The organism is bacterium (assembly GCA_035703895.1).
GTDB lineage: Bacteria > Sysuimicrobiota > Sysuimicrobiia > Sysuimicrobiales > Segetimicrobiaceae > Segetimicrobium.
Window position 1 is genome coordinate 1 of the sequence record DASSXJ010000253.1, and the last position, 16,682, is coordinate 16,682.

Below are 16,682 nucleotides of genomic sequence, written 5' to 3' on the forward strand. Positions count from 1 at the left end.
CATCTTGATCGTCAGCGTTCGGTGGCACCTGTTGCCATCTTCTGGGTCTGGAACGCTACCGACATTAGTGCTCCCGTCCATCACGCTCGCCTGGCTGTCCCTCGCCACCATCGCGCGGATGAGCCGGTCGGCCGTGCTGGAAGAGGCAGGTCGTGACTACGTGCGGACCGCGCATGCGAAGGGAGTATCGCCCCGGCGCGTGGTCGTCGCGCACCTGCTGCGGAATGCCGCGATCCCTATCCTGACGATCGCGGCCCTCGACATCGCCAACCTCCTCGGCGGGGCGGTGATCACGGAGACCATTTTCGCCTGGCCGGGAATCGGGAGGCTGGCGGTCGAGGCGATCCTGTCCCGCGACTACACAGTCGTGCAGGCCGTGGTGATCGTGGGCACGGCGGTCTTCATCCTCACCAACCTGGTCACAGACGTGCTCTACGGTTTCTTGGACCCGCGGATCGAGCTCGCCGGGGCGCCATCGTAGCCCGGCCACCGACGGTGCCTGCCGCATCTGCGGCGGCAAGCCCTTTCGACGCCGGCGGAGAGCCTGTACGGCGTCGGCGCAGACGGCTGCCGCTCGCGGGTAATGCCGGGATCGGGGTTCTCATCATTGTCGCTCTCGCAGCGCTCGCGGCACCGAACGTGGCGCCCCGAAACCCCCTGGCCCAGAGCCTCGCCGATCGCCTGATGTCGCCGGGGGCGCGCGGGCCTCACGGTGAGGTGTTCTGGCTCGGGACGGATGGATTGGGCCGCGATGTCCTCAGCCGGCTGATCTACGGGGCTCGCGCCTCGCTTGCGGTGGCAAGCCTCGCCGTGGCGTGCTCCGGCGCGCTCGGCGTTTTCTTGGGGCTCACGGCCGGATATTATCGCGGCTTGGTAGGCGCGGTGTTGATGCGGTTCGTGGATCTCGTGCTGTCCATTCCCTTCTTGCTGCTTGCCATCGCGGTCGTTGCCGCGCTCGGCCCCGGCTTGGAGCACACCGTGCTTGTCCTAGGGCTCACTCGGTGGCCGCGGTACGCGCGGGTCGCGTTCGCGCAGACCCTCGCCGGCCGGTCGCGGGAATTCGTTGAAGCGGCCCGCGCCCTCGGCGGTACGGATCTTCGCGTCATGCTGCGCCACGTGCTGCCTGAGGTGCTCCCCTCCGTCATAGTCGTCAGCACGTTGGAGATTGGCCTGATGATCGTCTACGAGGCGGCACTTTCGTTCCTCGGTCTTGGCGTTCAGCCGCCGACGCCCAGTTGGGGCAACATGCTCGCCGATGGGCGCGCCTACCTGGCGACGGGGTGGTGGCTGGCGACGTTCCCGGGCCTCGCGATCATGATCACGGTGCTCGGCGCCAACCTGCTTGGCGATGCGGTGCGAGACCGGCTCGACCCCCGCGTGCTGTGATTGAAGGAACATATCCGCGGGCTCAACGAATAAGCGTTAGGGATCCCCCTCGCAGAGGTGAAGCCAATCGAGTACCGTCAGTTGGGACGCTCGGGGCTGCGCGTGTCCGTGTACGGCCTCGGATCTGACGGTATCGATCGAAGACCACGCCGGCCTGTACGCCATCCCGATCTTCGATGATGCATTTCTCGCGACGTTCGAAGATCTCGAGCCGCGTGAACTCACGGGCGTAATCCGGGTCGCGCGCACCTGCGAACAGCGGATCGCTGCGGGCGACATCCTGCCTCCGGAGGTGGTCGAGCGGACGCCTTGGCCCGAGCGCGTGGGTCCGCGACTCGCCCGGGCCAGGGACCGCGTCCGGGCCACCCTCGCCGGTTTGGCGGGTTGACCGTCCTCTATCGTCTGACTGGCCGCTCGGCGGGTTTCGCCAACGCGGGCGCGACCTCACGGAGCAGCAAGTCGAGCTGGCCGCGCTGATCCCATGAGGTCAGCCTCACCGTGATCTCCTGCACGCCCGCGTCGAAGTACGCTTGGAGCTGCTTGATGCACTGCTCCGGAGTGCCGGCGGCCGTCCACGCCTCCACGAACGGCCGCGAAAAGTTGGCCGTGTAATAGGCATTCAGGAACTTCGTACTCTCCTCCAGGGCCGCGTCTCGATCGGGTCGGATGTTGATGTTGTGGTAGAGGATGTTCCCGAGCGCATCCGGATCCCGCCCCTCCTCCCGTGCCATTCGCCGAATGATCCCCCACTGGTCGGCGAACACGGCCGGTGGAATCTTGTTCGTCATCCAGCCATCCGCCAAGCGGGCCACCCGCCGGAATGCTCGGTCCACGGTCCGCGCATCCACCGCCTGCCCCACCTTGTACGTGACCGTCGTCGGGTTGTTGGCGATCCAGATCGGCACGGGCTTCTGCACGGGGCGGGGCTCGATCGTCACGCCGTCCACCTGGTAGTGCCGCCCCTGATGCGTCACGCGCTCCTCGTTGAGCAGCCGGCGAACCAGCACGATCCCTTCCTCGAGGCGGCCGATCCGCTCTCCGGCGAGGATGCCCATTGTTCGGTGCTCGAGCGCCTGGGCCGCGCTCATCTCGTTTCCTCCTCCGAGACATGCGATCAACAGCGCGCGTCCTTTGGACAGGACGTCCAGGCTCGCCCACTGATAAGCCAGAAGGACAGGGTGGCGATGCGCGAACGTGGCCATGCAGGCGACGCCGAGGCGGGCCCGCCTGGTGCGAGCGGCGAGCGCGCCGAGAAGGACGATGGACTCGAGCCGCGGCTTTGCGAGGATACTATCCCCCACGTGGAGGCTCTGGAATACCCCCGAGGTATCCGCCAGCTCGCCCAACGCCAGTAGTTCGTCCGACGTGATCGCGCCCAGGAGAACGCCTCGGTTCGGCAGGGTCAGACCCAAAGCCCCCATGTGTCGCCTCCTCTTCAGACCCTCAGCCTGGATCGCACATGTGGAATCTCTGACGTGGGTTGCCGTATGCCGTAGCGGTTCGTCACTGGCGAGCAGGGAACCTCGGAGCCACGGCGGAATTGTGCGGCGCCTCCTCGTTGGGGCCGAACGTCAGGATGATCGGCGGCCCGGGACACGTTGTTACTGACGGGTGCGGAAGCATGGCATCCCAGCTATCCGTGGGGGAGGGGTCGATGCGTCTGGGCTTCGTGTCCGCATGCGTGCTGCTCACCGGTATCCTGGGGCTCGCTCCGCAGCCCCCGCTCCAGGCGCAGTCACTCCCGGTGATCCGGGTGCCGATTCTGGCCTCCGGGATCACCAGCGTGTTGCAGGTGGTCTCGAATGAGCGGCACCTGGACCGGGCGCACGGCTTCCAGTTCAAGACGTCCGCGCCCTACGAGTCGCTCGACGCATACTACGCGGATTTTCTTGCCGGCCAGTTTGATGTCGAGGGCGGGATCTCGGAGAGCTACGCCGTGCGGTTCCTGCGCGGGGCCCCCGTTCAGCTGATGGCCACGCTCGTCAGCGCGGGCGCCTCCCTCCTGGCAAAGGATCCTGCGATCTCCACGGTTGCTGCGCTCCGGGGGCGCACCCTCGCGGCGCCGCTCACCTCAGGCCGGTACGTGATCCTGCGAGGATTGCTCCTCAAGTACTACGGGTTCGATCTCGAGCGAGACGCCAAAGTGATCGGCGTGCCCAATCCGAGCGCGGGTATCACGTTCGTCCTGGCGGGTCGGGCCGACGCCGCGTTGTCCTGGGAACCGATCGTCAGTTCCGCCCTCCTTCAGAATCCCGCGCTGCGGCTCGTCCTGGACACTCGGATCGAGTATCGTACCCGGACGGGACGCGAGCTCTACCAGGTCGTTCTGGCCGGGCAGCGGGATGCGATCCGCGGAAACCCCGTCCTCATGCGACAGGTGATTGCCGCCTACCGCGACGCCGCCGAGTTCATGCAACGCGACCCAGATGCCGCAGCCACCCTCGTCGCCCAGCACTCAGATATCTCGCGGGACGCATTCCTCCAGGCGGTCCGCTCCCGCCGCATCGCTTTCGCCGTCCAATCGTTTACCGATCCGGTGGCGCGGCGGGCGATCCTCGACGAGTTCGCGATTTTGGAAACCCTGAAATTCATTCCAAACGGCATCCCCGATGAGTTCTTTGCCCGCTTCTAGCCCGGGGCGCCCCGCAGCCCGGACCCTGAGCGCGCGAGTCTTCCGGCCTGGCGAGGAATCATGAACGGCGGCATCCGCCACCCCCCAGGTGTGCTCCTGGGGACGCTGCGGGGCTGGGGGGATACGTTGATCGTTGTCCTCGCCATCGTCGTGGCGCTCCACGTCGGCAGCCTCTTTGTGCCAAGGTATATCCTGCCGACGATTCCCGAGATCCTGCGGGCGACCGGACGCATCCTCACCGGCGACACCCGCGATATCGCCACGACCCTGCTGCGGTTGTTCGAAGGAGTTCTCGCCGCGTTCTTGCTGGGGTCCCTGCTCGGCATTGCGATGGGGGCGCTGCCCGCGGTCGCGCGCTTCGCGAGGCCATTCCTCAACATCCTCGTGGCCATTCCCGCGCTCAATTGGATCCTGTTTGCTGTGCTGTGGTTCGGGGCTGCGGAGGTGCGCGTCTTCTTCGTCGTGGTGATCATCTCGCTGCCGTTCTATGCCCTCAACGTCTATGAGGGCATTCGCGGGTTGCCCGCCGACCTCCTCGAGGCGGTGGAAGCATTCCGGCCGACGCGGGCGCAGACGGTGCGTATCCTGCTCGTGCCGCACACGGTTCCGTACATCATCATGACTACCAAATCGGTGCTCGGCTACGCGATCCGCATCACGATCTTCGCCGAACTGATCGGCACCGCGGTCGGCATCGGCGCCAGGCTCAATGCCGCCCAGTCACAATTTAAGATCGATGCCGTTTTCGCGTGGACCGCGATCCTGGTCCTCATCAACGTCGTGCTTCAGGCCGGTTTGGAGGTGGTGGACCGCCGCCTGCTGCGTTGGCGGCCGGAGCAGACAGTCCGGTGATACCATCGGGGGAGATGCCCGCGCCGACCCCCGCCGTGACGGTGCGCGATGTCTGGAAAACATTTGGCGACATTGTGGCCGTGCAGGGACTATCGTTCGCGGTCCTGCCTCGCGAGATCGTGGCAAGTGTCGGCGTCACCGGGGCTGGGAAATCGACGGCGCTGCGGATGGTGATGGGGTCAATTGGAGCAGACCGCGGAGAGGTCAGGGTGCTCGGCCACGATCCGGTTCGCGAGCTGGCGGTGCTTCGCGGCAAGATCGCTCCGGTGTTTCAGACGGACCGCCTTCTGCCGTGGCGGACCGCGCTTGAGAACGCCGCGCTCGGCCTTGAGATCCTCGGGGTGCCGCATCAGGAGCGTATCGAACGAACCCGGGAGTGGCTGGTCCGGCTCGGGCTCAGGAACGCGACGGGCCGCCTCCCGCACGAACTGTCGGGTGGCATGCGCCAGCGCGTGAGCCTGGCCAGGGCATTCGCGCTCGACCCTCAGGTCTTATTGCTCGACGAGGCCTTCAGCCATCTGGACGAAGTCACTGCCGCGAGCGTGCGGGCGGACTTCCTCGCGCTCGTTCGGCCGCTCGGCACCGCTGTGCTGCTCGTCACCCACAGCGTCGCGGAGGCCGTGGAGGTCGCCGACCGCGTCCTCGTCTTCGGCCGCCCCGCGCATGTTCTCGCCGAGATCCCGATCACTCCGGACGTCCGCGGGGACCCGATCGCCCGCGATCGGGTCCACCGGGAGATCCTTGCTCAGATTGAAGCAGCGATATAATCGACGCCGAGATGGCCAGCCCGGATCCTAGACGCGCTCCCACCTCCAGATCTTGTGTTGCAGCGGGCCGCCATTGCCTTCCATTTTGAACCCATCGCCTAACAAGTTGACCAATCCCTGGGGCCGTAGCAGGGCCTTTCCATCGCTAAACTCACCGACGGGTTTCCAGAATGCTGCAAACTCCTTCTTCCCTTCGCGTACCCTCAGGGAGCGCTCCGCATAGAAAGCAGGATCGTCAAAGGCAGCCTGATATACAAACACGATCTGGTGACGCAGTTGACCGTTTGTTAGGAAGACGTTCTCGATAACGCCAAGGCGGTCGACATTTCGGATCTCCGCGCCGAGTTCTTCCCTGATTTCACGAACAACGCAGTCGTAGGTCGTCTCTCCGAGTTCAACCGTGCCCCCGGGCAGCTTGTAGCTTGTCTGGTCGGTGTCGCGCTCAACGTGCTCAATGACGAGAAGCCGGTCTGCATGTCCAAAGGCGCATACGGCCTTGACCTTTACGCCTTTCCCGACCCGGCCGGCCTCCCCCACTGCCTACTGGACCTTTGTCGGCGCGAATCTCATCGACGCCGTCCGGTGGAGCATCTGCACGGACGTTTCACGACGCCTGCGAAGCATGACGTGTACACTTCGCTTGAGTTTCGGCGGGTAGACACTACATCCTCCATCTGGCGCCCACGTACACCCGAACCGTCCGCATTTCTTCACACACCTTTTGCATTTGGCCGCCGCCGTCCCCGGAACACCCTGACCCTTGTTCACCTCGGGTAGCGAAGGCAGGGGGCGGCACTGGAAAACCGCTATAATACGGTTGCGGGAAATGAGGAAGGCTTCGACAAATCCAAGTGTGAGAGGGCGTTCGCCATTTTGGATGAGGCTTCTCCTGGGTCGGCAACCGAACGGAAAAGAATGCGCGCCGATGAGCCGTGGCCTGAGGCCGGGCGAAGAATCCTACGGGTCCACTTTCTGGGTATGTTGGCAAACGAAGACGCCACCCGCAGGGGAAATGACATTGAGGCGCTCCATGACATGCGCGTCGCGAACCGCCGCCAGAGGGCCATCTTCCGAATCGTGGCGCCGTATTTCAAGCGCGAAGCGATTCGCGCATTTCGAGACGAATTGCGGACGCTGGCCGGGCGTCTGGGCGCCGTGCGCGATCTCGACGTGTTGATTGACGCGGCGGACGACTATCGACGGCCTTCGGGCGTCGACACCCCGTCGGCGCTCGAGCCCTTGCTTGACGAGTGGCGCAAACGGCGTGCCACTGCCCGCGATGAGTTGTTGACGTATCTGAATGGCGACGACTATCGGGCGTTGATACAACGGTACATGGTATTTCTTTCGTCAACGGGCGCCGGGGTGAAAGAAGCCGCCCCTGGCGGCCCACCTCAGCCCAGTCTTGTCCGGCACATCCTGCCCGCCAAAATTTGGAGGCAATACGGCAAGGTGCGGGCCTATGAGACGGTGCTGGAGCAGGCGTCCATCAAGACGCTCCATGCTCTACGGATCGAAGGGAAACGCCTGCGATATTTGCTGGAATTCTTTAGCGAGCTGCTGGGGCCTGACGCGGCCGAGGCCACTGAGGCGTTGGTCGCTTTGCAAGATCATCTTGGCGAGCTGCATGATTCAGATGTAGCGATTGGGCTCCTTCGTGATTTCTTAATGCGCGGCGCGCAACCCCCCCCAAGCCCGGTGGTGGCCGACTCCGTCGGACGATACCTCAATGTCAAACTGGCCCGGCTGCGTACCCTTCAACGCACGGTCAAACGGCCGTGGCGGCAAATAACCCGCAAACGCTTTCGAAAATTATTGGCCCGGATGGTAGCGGAACTCTAGTAGGTCGGACGCTCAGAGGGCCCCCAGCGCACGGAGGATCTTGGGGCGGACGAGCCAGTCGAGCCGACCCCCCAGCGCCGGCGGCCCGGGCACGTCGACGTACGCCACCCCGCCCTTCCGGAGGGTGAACCGATCGCCGGCCGCGCTCCCCAACAATCGCGCCAGGAGCGCCGAGAGCATCGGCTCGTGCCCAACGATCGCGATCGTTTTATCTGTGGCATACCGCGACAACGCCACGAGGATCTCGTCGGGGCTCCCGCGGACGAGGGCCGGCTCGGTGGTCGGGCTGATCCGGCCCCAGGCTTTGGCGGCGATTTCGGCCGTGTCCGCGGCCCGAGGAAGCGGGCTCGTGAGCAGCACGTCGGGACGCCCGCAGATCTGGACCAAACCGCGCGCCGCCTCCTTGAAGCGCCGCTTCCCGCTCTCGGTGAGCGGGCGCTCGTCATCCGGTACGTCCGGCGTTCCCCGAGGGACGGCAATTGCGTGGCGTATGATTACGAGCTTCACGGCGTCCTCCGCGAGTTGGTTCTCCCGCCTCACTATAGCAATGAGCCCACCGGGGGGCAATGCGCTCGGGAGGCTAATTACCTGCCGTCCGCGGCTTGACGCCGGCCTTACGGGCGGGATACCCTATCGTGGGCGGACGTCTCCGCGCTCGATCTTCGTTACCGTCCGGCATCATGTTGGCTTCCGACCGATGTACGAGGTGTAAGGTTATCGGCGAACGTCTTGAGGCGTTGAGAGTAAGGAGGTCCTTATGACCGACGGATCCCTCACCCCCACGGTCGGTATCCGCTGGGGCGTCCGGGATGATGTGGCTTCGCGCGACCCTTCGACGTTGGCCTTCAGCGTCGCCGCCCCCCAGGCATTCGTCAATCGTGAGTTGTCGTGGCTCGAGTTCAATCGGCGCGTGCTCGAGGAGGCGGAAGACCCGACGGTGCCGCTCCTCGAACGCGTAAAGTTCCTGTCGATCTTTAGCTCCAACCTAGACGAGTTTTTCATGATCCGGGTCGCCGGGCTGAAGCGACAGGCGCCCGCCGGCGCAGAGGCTGCCGAAGCCGATGGACTGACCCCCGCCCAGACGCTCTCGGCAGTCTCCCAACGCGTGCACGAACTGGTCCAGATGCAGCATCGGTGCTTCCTGCGGGACATCCTGCCCCTGCTTTCTGCGGAGGGCGTCGAGATCGTGCGACCAACGGAGCTCTCCCAGGCGCAAGCGCAGTTTGTCGATGAGTACTACCATCGAATGCTGCTGCCCGTGGTGATGCCCCTGGCGATCGATCCAAGCCATCCATTCCCGCGCCTTGTGAACCGGGCACTGTACCTGGTCGTCTCGCTGCGGGCGTCGGCGCCATCGGCGCTCCCTCCCGCGGCTTTGGCGGTCGTTCACATTCCGGCCCAGGTCGTCCCTCGCTTCGTCGCGCTCCCTGCGCCGAAGGGCAAATATGCGTTCATCCTTCTCGAGGACGTGATCCGTCTCCACCTCCCTGAGCTCTACCACGGGTATGAGATCCTCTCGTGTCAGACGGTCCGGGTGACACGCGACGCCGACATCCAGCTCCCCGAAGCGCAAGCCGAGGACCTGCTGACCGAGGTCGAGGCGGGCCTGCGGCAGCACAAGAGGGGGGCCGCCGTGCGCCTCCAGTACGACCCAGACTTGCCGGCTGGGGTGCTGGCCCGCCTGGTCGACGAGCTTGATCTCGAGCCGGACGACCTCTACTCAGGCGAAGGTTTTACGGCTTTCACCCATCTCGCGCAGCTCTACTCGGCCGTCGACCTGCCGCATCTCAAGGACCGCCCGCTCGTGCCGCACTCAGTGACCGCCTTCGAGAACGCGCCCGACGTGTGGAGCGCGATCCGGTCCGGAGACATCATTGTCCACCACCCATATCACACCTTCGATGCGGTCACTCGCTTCGTGCACGAGGCCGCTCGAGATCCGAAAGTGCTCGCCATCAACATGACGCTGTACCGGGTCAGCCTGAACTCGCCGATCGCCCAGGGGCTGATCCTGGCTGCCGAGGCCGGGAAGGAGGTCGTGGTGCTCGTCGAGCTACGGGCGCGATTCGACGAGGAAGCCAACATCCGCTGGGCCCGGGCGCTCGAACGAGTGGGGGCTCACGTCGTGTACGGTCTGGCCGGGTACAAGACCCACGGGAAGGCGTGCCTTGTTGTCCGCCAGGAGGCGGACGGGCTCCGCCGCTACTGCCACCTCGCCACCGGCAACTACAATGTCCGAACCGGCGGGATCTATGAAGACTTTGGCCTCTTCACGTGCCGAGAGACGTTTGGCGAGGACCTGACGGAGCTCTTCAATCTGCTCACAGGATACACACGCCCCAAGGATTTCAACCACCTTGTGATCGCACCCACCGGCCTCCGCGAGTTTCTCGTGGGCCGGATTCGACGGGAAGCGGCTCACGCGCGGACCGGCCGGCCGGCGCGGTTGATCGCGAAGATGAACAGTCTCGTCGACCAGGTGCTTATCGAGGAGCTCTATGCCGCCAGCAAGGCGGGTGTTCAGATCGACCTGATCGTCCGGAGCATCTGCTGCCTTCGGCCCGGCGTGCCAGATCTATCCGACAGGATCAAGGCGATCTCAATCGTCGACCGGTATCTCGAGCATGCCCGTGTGTATTATTTCGAGAACGGCGGGGAGCCAGAGTACTGGCTGGGCTCCGCGGATTGGATGCCTCGGAACCTGGACGACCGCGTGGAGGTAGCTTTCCCCGTGATCGATCCAGCCCTGCAGCGAGAGTTGCGGCAGATCCTGGAGATCCAGCTCGCGGATACAGAGAAAGCGCGGGTCATCTTGCCCGACGGGCGGTCGGAGCGGATCCGTCCTAACGGCCGCCCCAGTGTACGTTCTCAGGTGCAGCTGTACGAACTGGCCGGGTCGGCGCATTCTGTCGCGCAGAGACCCCCCGCCCATCCCGCCGATTCTATGGGCTGGCCTCGGTCAAATTGGCGCAGGGCAATAGGCGACGGGTCAGATTCGTGAACAGCAGGTCGGTGCTCGCCCGACGGGGACGCGGGCTACGGAGGAGGTCACGCAAACAGGAGGAGCCTTGTGAACGTTCTTGTTGTTGATGTAGGTGGCACCAGCGTAAAGATCCTCGCCACCGGGCAATACGAGCCTCGGAAGTTCCCCTCCGGGCCGACGCTGACGCCCGAAACAATGGTCTCCCGAGTCAAGGAGCTCGCGGGGGACTGGATGTACGACGTGGTGGCGATTGGCTACCCAGGACCGGTTCTCCGAGATCGGCCCGTCGCCGAGCCGCACAACCTCGCCTTGGGGTGGGTAGGATTCGACTACCAAGCCGCATTTGGGCGCCCGGTCAAAATCATCAATGATGCGGCCATGCAGGCCCTTGGGAGCTTCAGGGGAGGGAAGATGCTTTTCCTCGGTCTCGGCACCGGTCTCGGTTCCGCACTGATCGTGGACGGTATCGTGGAGCCCATGGAACTAGGCCATCTTCCCTACAGGCGTGGTACCTACGAGGACTACGTGGGCGTTCGAGGTCTGGATCGCCTGGGCAAGCGAAAATGGCGGAAGCGTGTCTGGGACGTGGTTGCCCGCCTAGTTGCCGCCTTGGAACCCGACGATGTGGTGATTGGGGGCGGAAACGCAAGGAAACTCAAGGAGTTGCCTGAGGGCTGCCGGCTGGGCGACAACGCCGACGCCTTCATTGGAGGGTTTCGCCTTTGGGAGGGAGCGAGGGCAGCCCCTGAGCACCCGCAGGTAGCGCTAGAAGGGGTGGTGTTGTCCAACACACCGCGCTAGAGTGCCGGCGGGAACAGGTCCTTCCGTCTACGTGTCCTCCCCCGTTTGGCCCGAACCGCCTTGCCTGCCAAGTGCCCGTCAAAGGACTGTCTCATTTTCTTAGAGAAGTGACCGGCATCCAAGACCTCCTAGGCTCCTCATGACGCCGGCCCGCGTACGTCTTAGGTCCCAAGTCTCCCGGCCCGCGGCCCGAAGCGCGCACGCCTCGAACGCCGCCTCGCCTGCCGGGCTTAGGGTGCGGCCTCACACCTTCTACGGCGTGCCGCCCCGCGACGAGGCCAGAGGCGCCCGGACCGATGTGGCCTTTCTCGGCGTGCCCTTCGACCTTGGCACGACGCTCAGGCCTGGGGCGCGCTTTGGCCCTGAGGCTGTGCGCGCCGCGTCGGCCTGGTGGCAGTACGCGCGGGACGAGGAAGGCCAGGCAGCCCGCGACGGGACAGGCCCCCGCCCCGCCGAGGGCTGGTACGATCTTGACCGTGGGCGGTGGATCTTGCGCGGGGTGACGATGGCCGACTGGGGCGATGTCCGGATCACTCCTACAGATATCGCCACCAACCTCGACCGCATCACCGAGTGCGTCCGCGCGATCCTAGACGGAGGTAGCCTGCCCGTGGTCGTCGGAGGAGACCACGCGGTCACCTATCCCGCTATCCGGGCATTCGCCGGCCGCGGCCCACTGCATGTGATCCAGTTCGACAGCCATCAAGACTTCGTGGACGAGCGGCATGGGGTCCGCCTCGGTCACGGCAACGTGATGCGCCGCGCTTCCGAGCTGCCGTTTCTGCGGGGCATCTCGCAGATCGGACTTCGGGGGCTGCAGAAATACCCCGAGCCGCTCGAGGCCGCCCGCCGGTACGGCGTCAAGGTCGTCACCGCCACAGAGCTGCGCGGCAGCGGGCCTCGGCTCGCGGCCGCTCGTGTGCCGACCGGCGCCCGCTGCTACCTGACCCTCGACATCGACGTCCTGGACATCGCGTCCGCACCGGGCACCGGGACGCCGGAGCCCGGCGGCCTTACATTTCCAGAGGTGCGCGACGCGGTCCGCGCGATCGCGCGCCGCTGCCGGATCGTCGGGCTTGATCTCGTCGAGGTCTCGCCGCCGTACGACTGGGCGGAGGTCACCGCGCGCGAGGCCGCGCGGCTGCTGCTCGACGTTCTCAGTGCGATCTTCGATCGGGGCTCGGGGCCCACAGGGGTGAGCCGGCACGCGCAGGGGATGCGCAGCCGGCCGGGCCGGACCGCACGTATCCGGGGGTAGAGGAGGGGGAGCATGAGCGGCGCAGGGGGAGGCGCAAGGATCACGCGGCGGAGGTTTCTGCGTGGCATGGCCGCGGGCGGGGCCGCGGTGGGCGCGGGTGCTGCAGGGCTCGGCGGGCTGTTCCGGGCGGGACGGGCCGCAGCGGCGGTGGGTGCGGACACCTTGGTTGTGGCTCAATCCACATCCGTGCAGACCTTCGACCCGCAGATCGTGTACGATAACACCGTCGCCATTACGCGCGGGATCTATGAACCGCCGGTGGGCCTCGACGGCAGTACGCCCCGGATCATCCCCAAGCTGTTGACCTCCTGGAGTGCTTCGGCGGACATCAAGCAATGGACACTGAAGCTCCGCCCCGGGGTGAAGTTCCACGACGGGTCGGATTTCACCGGCGAGGCCGTCAAGGTGACTTTGGAGCGCCTGATCAAGATCAACCGCGGCTTCGCGTACGCGTTCAAGCCGATCGTCACCGGCGTAGACGTCCTAGACCCCCTGACGGTCCGCATCACCCTCAACACCCCGGACGCCTCGTTCATGGCCAAGCTTGCGTCGACCTCCGGCAACCTGATCGTGAGCCCGCGGGCCGTACGGGTGCACACCAACGGCGGCGATCTGGCGCAGGGCTACCTCAAAGAGCATACTGTCGGGACCGGCCCGTACATGCTTCAGAGCTACGACAAAGGGGCCCAACAGGTCGTGCTCAAGCAGTTCCCGGGGTACTGGGGGGGCTGGTCAGGATCGCACGTGAAGCGCATCATCTTCAAGATCGTTCCGGAGGCGTCCACCCAGCGCTTGATGCTGGAGCGAGGCGACGCCGATATCGGGACGATCGTCGCACCGGACCTCATCGACGCACTGGCCAAGCAGCCGGGCATCACGATCAACGAGAGCCCGACGATGCGGATCTTCTACATCGCGATGCACTGTCAGCGCGAGCCGCTCAAGGACGTGAAGATCCGGCAGGCGATCTCGTATGCGTTCGACTACGAGGGAGCGAAGCAGGCGATCTTCAACGGCCGGCTGGCGCCGCTCAACGGGCCGCTGCCCGATAACGATCCTGCCCACCTGTCGCCGGCGGACAAGCCCTACCGCTTCGATATGGCGAAGGCCAAACAGCTGCTCAGCGAGTCGAGCAAGCCGACCGGCGGATTCACCCTGAGCCTGAGCCTGTTCCAGGGCGACCCGACGTTTCGGAAGGCGGCGGAGATCCTCCAGGGGAACCTGAAGGACCTCAACATCAACGTGAGCATCCAGGAACTGTCCTCGTCGGTGCTCCTTGAAAAGGCCGGCAAGCCCGAGACGGCGCCAGATCTCCTGCCGGTCCGCAACTACCCGGACTACGCCGACCCCTCCGCGATGATCGTTGCGACATTCGGGAAGGATGCGTGGGGGACGATCGGCTGGAACTTCAGCTTCTATGCCAACCCCAAGGTCGAGGCGCTTCTCAAGCAGGCGAACGAGATCACCAACCAGCCGAGACGGCTCCAGATGTTCCGCGACGCCCAGCGGATCATCGTCCAGGAGGCGGCTGCGGTGTTCATCGGCACCCTGATCAACCGGTTCCCACTGCGCAGCGATGTCCATGGGTTTGTGTACAATCCGTTGCTCGGCAACACGTTTGACCTCTACAACATCTCCAAGTCCTAGGCTCAGGGCGCGGGCGCCCATCAGTGACACGCTACATTCTGAGGCGCCTCGCTCTCCTCCCGCCCGTCCTCCTGGGCGTGAGTCTTCTCCTCTTCGTCCTGACCCACATCGTGCCCGCCGACCCTGCCAAGCTCGCCGCCGGTGAGCATGCCGGCCCGGAGCAGGTCGCGGCTGTGCGCAAGGCGTTCGGGCTCGACCGGCCGCTCCCGGAGCAGTACCTGATCTACCTCGTCCACCTCGTCCACGGCGACTTCGGGACCTCCATGCGCACCAGCAGCTCCGTCCTCGACGATCTGCTCACCTACTTCCCGGCGACGATCGAGCTCACCACATCCGCGGTGCTGGTGACGGTGCTGCTCGGCGTCCCGCTCGGGATGATCGGCGCGATTGGCCGCGGCGGCCTGTCTGACCTCATCGCGCAGTTCGCGAGCCTTGCCGGCCTGTCGTTCCCGATCTTCGTCTTTGGGATTCTGATGCAGCTCATCTTCTCGCGCTGGCTCGACTGGTTGCCGCTGGCCAGCCGGCTTGCAACCGGGGAGTCGCCGCCTCCCCGGATCACGGGGATGTTCGTCGTGGACAGCCTGCTTGCCGGCAACGGGGGGACGCTCCAGAGCGCGATCCTTCACCTCGTGCTTCCCACGGTCACCCTGGCGCTCGCGTCGCTGGCCCCGGCCGCCCGGATGACCCGCTCGACGATGCTCGAGATCCTCGCCCAGGACTACGTCCGCACCGCGTGGGCGAAGGGCATGGCGCCGGTCCGCGTCTATCTCCGGCACGGCCTCCGGAACGCCCTCATCCCGGTGCTCACCATCCTGGCGCTCCAGGTGAGCGCCCTGCTCGGCGGCGTGTTCATCGTCGAGTTGGTCTTCGCATGGCCCGGCCTGGGCCTCTACAGCGTCGAGAGCATCATCTCCCTGGACTACTCACCGATCATGGGCACGGCGCTGCTCCTCACCGTGATCTACGTCGTCGTCAACCTTGCCACGGACGTTCTCTATGCTTTCTTCGACCCGCGCATCCGTTACTAAGGCCCCGGCGCCGCGCGCCGCCGCCGGGTTTCTCGTGCACTCCCTCTTGGCGCTTCGGCGCATGCCCGCCGCCTGGATCGGTGGCGCGATCGTGCTGGCCCTCCTGATCGCCGCTCTCTTGGGCGGCGCCCTCGTCCTCTTCGATCCCCTCCGCATCGTGCCGGTCAACAAACTGCTCGCGCCGTCGCCCGCACATCCTTTCGGCACCGACGATCTCGGCCGTGACCTTCTCAGCCGCGTCATCGCCGGCGCCCGCATCTCCCTTCTCGTCGGCGTCCTCGTCCTGACCATCGCCATGACCGTCGGCGTCGGTCTGGGGCTCATCGCCGGCTACTGGGGCGGGTGGACCGACGAGGTCATCATGCGCACGACCGACGTCTTTCTGTCCTTCCCCCGGCTCGTCCTGGCCGTCGCGATTGCGGCCACGCTCGGCCCGGGCCTGTATAACGCCATGGTTGCCGTGGCCCTCTCCTGGTGGCCGTGGTATACGCGGCTCGTCCGCGGCCAGCTCCTCTCGCTGCGCGAGCAGGAATTTATCCTGGCCGTCGTCTCCCTCGGGGCCGAGCGCCGCCGCATCCTGCTGCGGCACCTGTTGCCGAACGTTGCGACCGTTGTCGTCATTCAGGCGTCGATCGACTTCGGGTACGCCATCCTGACCACCGCCGGCCTGAGCTTCATCGGGTTGGGCGCGGCGCCGCCCACGCCCGAGTGGGGCTCTATGATCGCCCAGGCCCGCAGTTACATGATCGACGCCTGGTGGTATCCGACGTTTCCCGGGCTGGCCATCTTCGTGGCGGTGCTCGGGTTCAATTTGTTGGGGGACGCGATCCGGGATGCGTTCGATCCGAGGCTGAGGTCGACTCGTTAGCCGTCCGCCCATGACGGAACTCGTCCCCAAGCGCGCAGGGGATCACCGAGGAGGAGTGGAAATCCGAGGTCCGTAGCGGATGGAGATCTCGCCGTCCTCGCTGAGGCTCGGGAGGCAGATCATGATCGCAACGCTGGCGTTTGGGCGGACCGGACACCAGAGCACCCGGACGATCTTCGGCGCGGCGGCGCTGTCGCGTGTCACACAGGACGACGCCGACCAGACGCTCGACCTACTCCTCCGTTACGGAGTCAATCACATCGATGTCGCCGCGAACTACGGCGACGCCGAGTTGCGGCTTGCGCCCTGGCTGAAGATACATCGCGATCATGTCTTCCTTGCCACCAAGACAGGGGGCCGCACGTACGACGCGGCCAAGCACCAGATCCATCTTTCCATCGAACGTTTAGGCGTGGAGCGGATCGATCTCATTCAACTCCATAACCTCGCAGACCCGATCGAGTGGGACACCGCGCTTAGCCCACGGGGGGCGCTCGAGGCGTGTGTCGAGGCCCGTGCGGAGGGCCTGGTGCGGTACATCGGCGTGACCGGCCACGGGACGCAGATCGCGGCGACGCATCTCCGCAGTCTCGAGCGGTTCGACTTCGACTCGGTGCT

16 protein-coding genes are annotated in these 16,682 nt (G+C 65.4%); 13 read left to right on the forward strand and 3 right to left on the reverse strand.

Annotated elements, in window-relative coordinates:
* A partial coding sequence (locus VFP86_16965; protein ID HET9001333.1) for an ABC transporter permease occupies positions 1-481 on the forward strand: 481 nt, incomplete at its 5' end.
* Positions 482-639: 158 nt separating this feature from the next.
* Positions 640-1,386, forward strand: a complete 747-nt coding sequence (locus VFP86_16970; GenBank protein ID HET9001334.1) for an ABC transporter permease — start codon at positions 640-642, stop codon at positions 1,384-1,386.
* Between the two features lie 395 nt (positions 1,387-1,781).
* On the opposite strand, the gene VFP86_16975 is transcribed toward VFP86_16970, so the two are convergent.
* Positions 1,782-2,807 (reverse strand): LLM class flavin-dependent oxidoreductase, encoded by a 1,026-nt coding sequence (locus VFP86_16975; protein ID HET9001335.1) that lies wholly within the window; start codon positions 2,805-2,807, stop codon positions 1,782-1,784.
* A gap of 233 nt (positions 2,808-3,040) precedes the next feature.
* On the opposite strand from VFP86_16975, the gene VFP86_16980 reads away from it, so the two are divergent.
* From VFP86_16980 to VFP86_16990, 3 genes are read left to right on the forward strand one after another with little or no spacing between them, the layout of a single operon-like run.
* Positions 3,041-4,018 carry an ABC transporter substrate-binding protein gene (locus VFP86_16980; GenBank protein HET9001336.1) on the forward strand — a complete coding sequence of 326 codons (978 nt, stop codon included), beginning with the start codon at positions 3,041-3,043 and terminating at the stop codon, positions 4,016-4,018.
* A 60-nt stretch (positions 4,019-4,078) separates the two neighbouring features.
* Entirely contained in the window at positions 4,079-4,870 is a 792-nt protein-coding gene (locus VFP86_16985; GenBank protein ID HET9001337.1) for an ABC transporter permease subunit, read from the forward strand.
* Positions 4,871-4,884: 14 nt separating this feature from the next.
* Entirely contained in the window at positions 4,885-5,637 is a 753-nt protein-coding gene (locus VFP86_16990; protein ID HET9001338.1) for an ATP-binding cassette domain-containing protein, read from the forward strand.
* A 27-nt stretch (positions 5,638-5,664) separates the two neighbouring features.
* On the opposite strand, the gene VFP86_16995 is transcribed toward VFP86_16990, so the two are convergent.
* Positions 5,665-6,174 (reverse strand): NUDIX domain-containing protein, encoded by a 510-nt coding sequence (locus VFP86_16995; GenBank protein ID HET9001339.1) that lies wholly within the window; start codon positions 6,172-6,174, stop codon positions 5,665-5,667.
* Positions 6,175-6,552: 378 nt separating this feature from the next.
* Between VFP86_16995 and VFP86_17000 the strand changes: the two genes are divergently transcribed.
* On the forward strand, positions 6,553-7,479 hold the full coding sequence (locus VFP86_17000; GenBank protein ID HET9001340.1) for a CHAD domain-containing protein: 927 nt from the start codon (positions 6,553-6,555) through the stop codon (positions 7,477-7,479).
* Positions 7,480-7,491: 12 nt separating this feature from the next.
* On the opposite strand, the gene VFP86_17005 is transcribed toward VFP86_17000, so the two are convergent.
* A complete protein-coding gene (locus VFP86_17005; GenBank protein ID HET9001341.1) occupies positions 7,492-7,986 on the reverse strand; it encodes a histidine phosphatase family protein in 495 nt (164 codons plus the stop codon).
* A gap of 250 nt (positions 7,987-8,236) precedes the next feature.
* On the opposite strand from VFP86_17005, the gene ppk1 reads away from it, so the two are divergent.
* From ppk1 to VFP86_17040, 7 genes are all read left to right on the forward strand, one after another.
* Positions 8,237-10,480: a polyphosphate kinase 1 gene (gene ppk1 / locus VFP86_17010; GenBank protein HET9001342.1), complete on the forward strand. Its 2,244-nt coding sequence runs from the start codon at positions 8,237-8,239 to the stop codon at positions 10,478-10,480.
* Positions 10,481-10,549: 69 nt separating this feature from the next.
* Positions 10,550-11,263 (forward strand): ROK family protein, encoded by a 714-nt coding sequence (locus VFP86_17015; GenBank protein HET9001343.1) that lies wholly within the window; start codon positions 10,550-10,552, stop codon positions 11,261-11,263.
* Between the two features lie 235 nt (positions 11,264-11,498).
* Positions 11,499-12,521, forward strand: a complete 1,023-nt coding sequence (locus tag VFP86_17020; GenBank protein HET9001344.1) for an arginase family protein — start codon at positions 11,499-11,501, stop codon at positions 12,519-12,521.
* Positions 12,522-12,533: 12 nt separating this feature from the next.
* Complete coding sequence (locus tag VFP86_17025; protein HET9001345.1) at positions 12,534-14,168, forward strand: ABC transporter substrate-binding protein; 1,635 nt, start codon at positions 12,534-12,536, stop codon at positions 14,166-14,168.
* Between the two features lie 23 nt (positions 14,169-14,191).
* Positions 14,192-15,196, forward strand: a complete 1,005-nt coding sequence (locus tag VFP86_17030; protein HET9001346.1) for an ABC transporter permease — start codon at positions 14,192-14,194, stop codon at positions 15,194-15,196.
* Positions 15,165-16,064 (forward strand): ABC transporter permease, encoded by a 900-nt coding sequence (locus VFP86_17035; GenBank protein HET9001347.1) that lies wholly within the window; start codon positions 15,165-15,167, stop codon positions 16,062-16,064. The genes VFP86_17030 and VFP86_17035 overlap by 32 nt, the downstream gene beginning before the upstream one ends.
* A 121-nt stretch (positions 16,065-16,185) precedes the next feature.
* A partial coding sequence (locus VFP86_17040) for an aldo/keto reductase (protein HET9001348.1) occupies positions 16,186-16,682 on the forward strand: 497 nt, incomplete at its 3' end.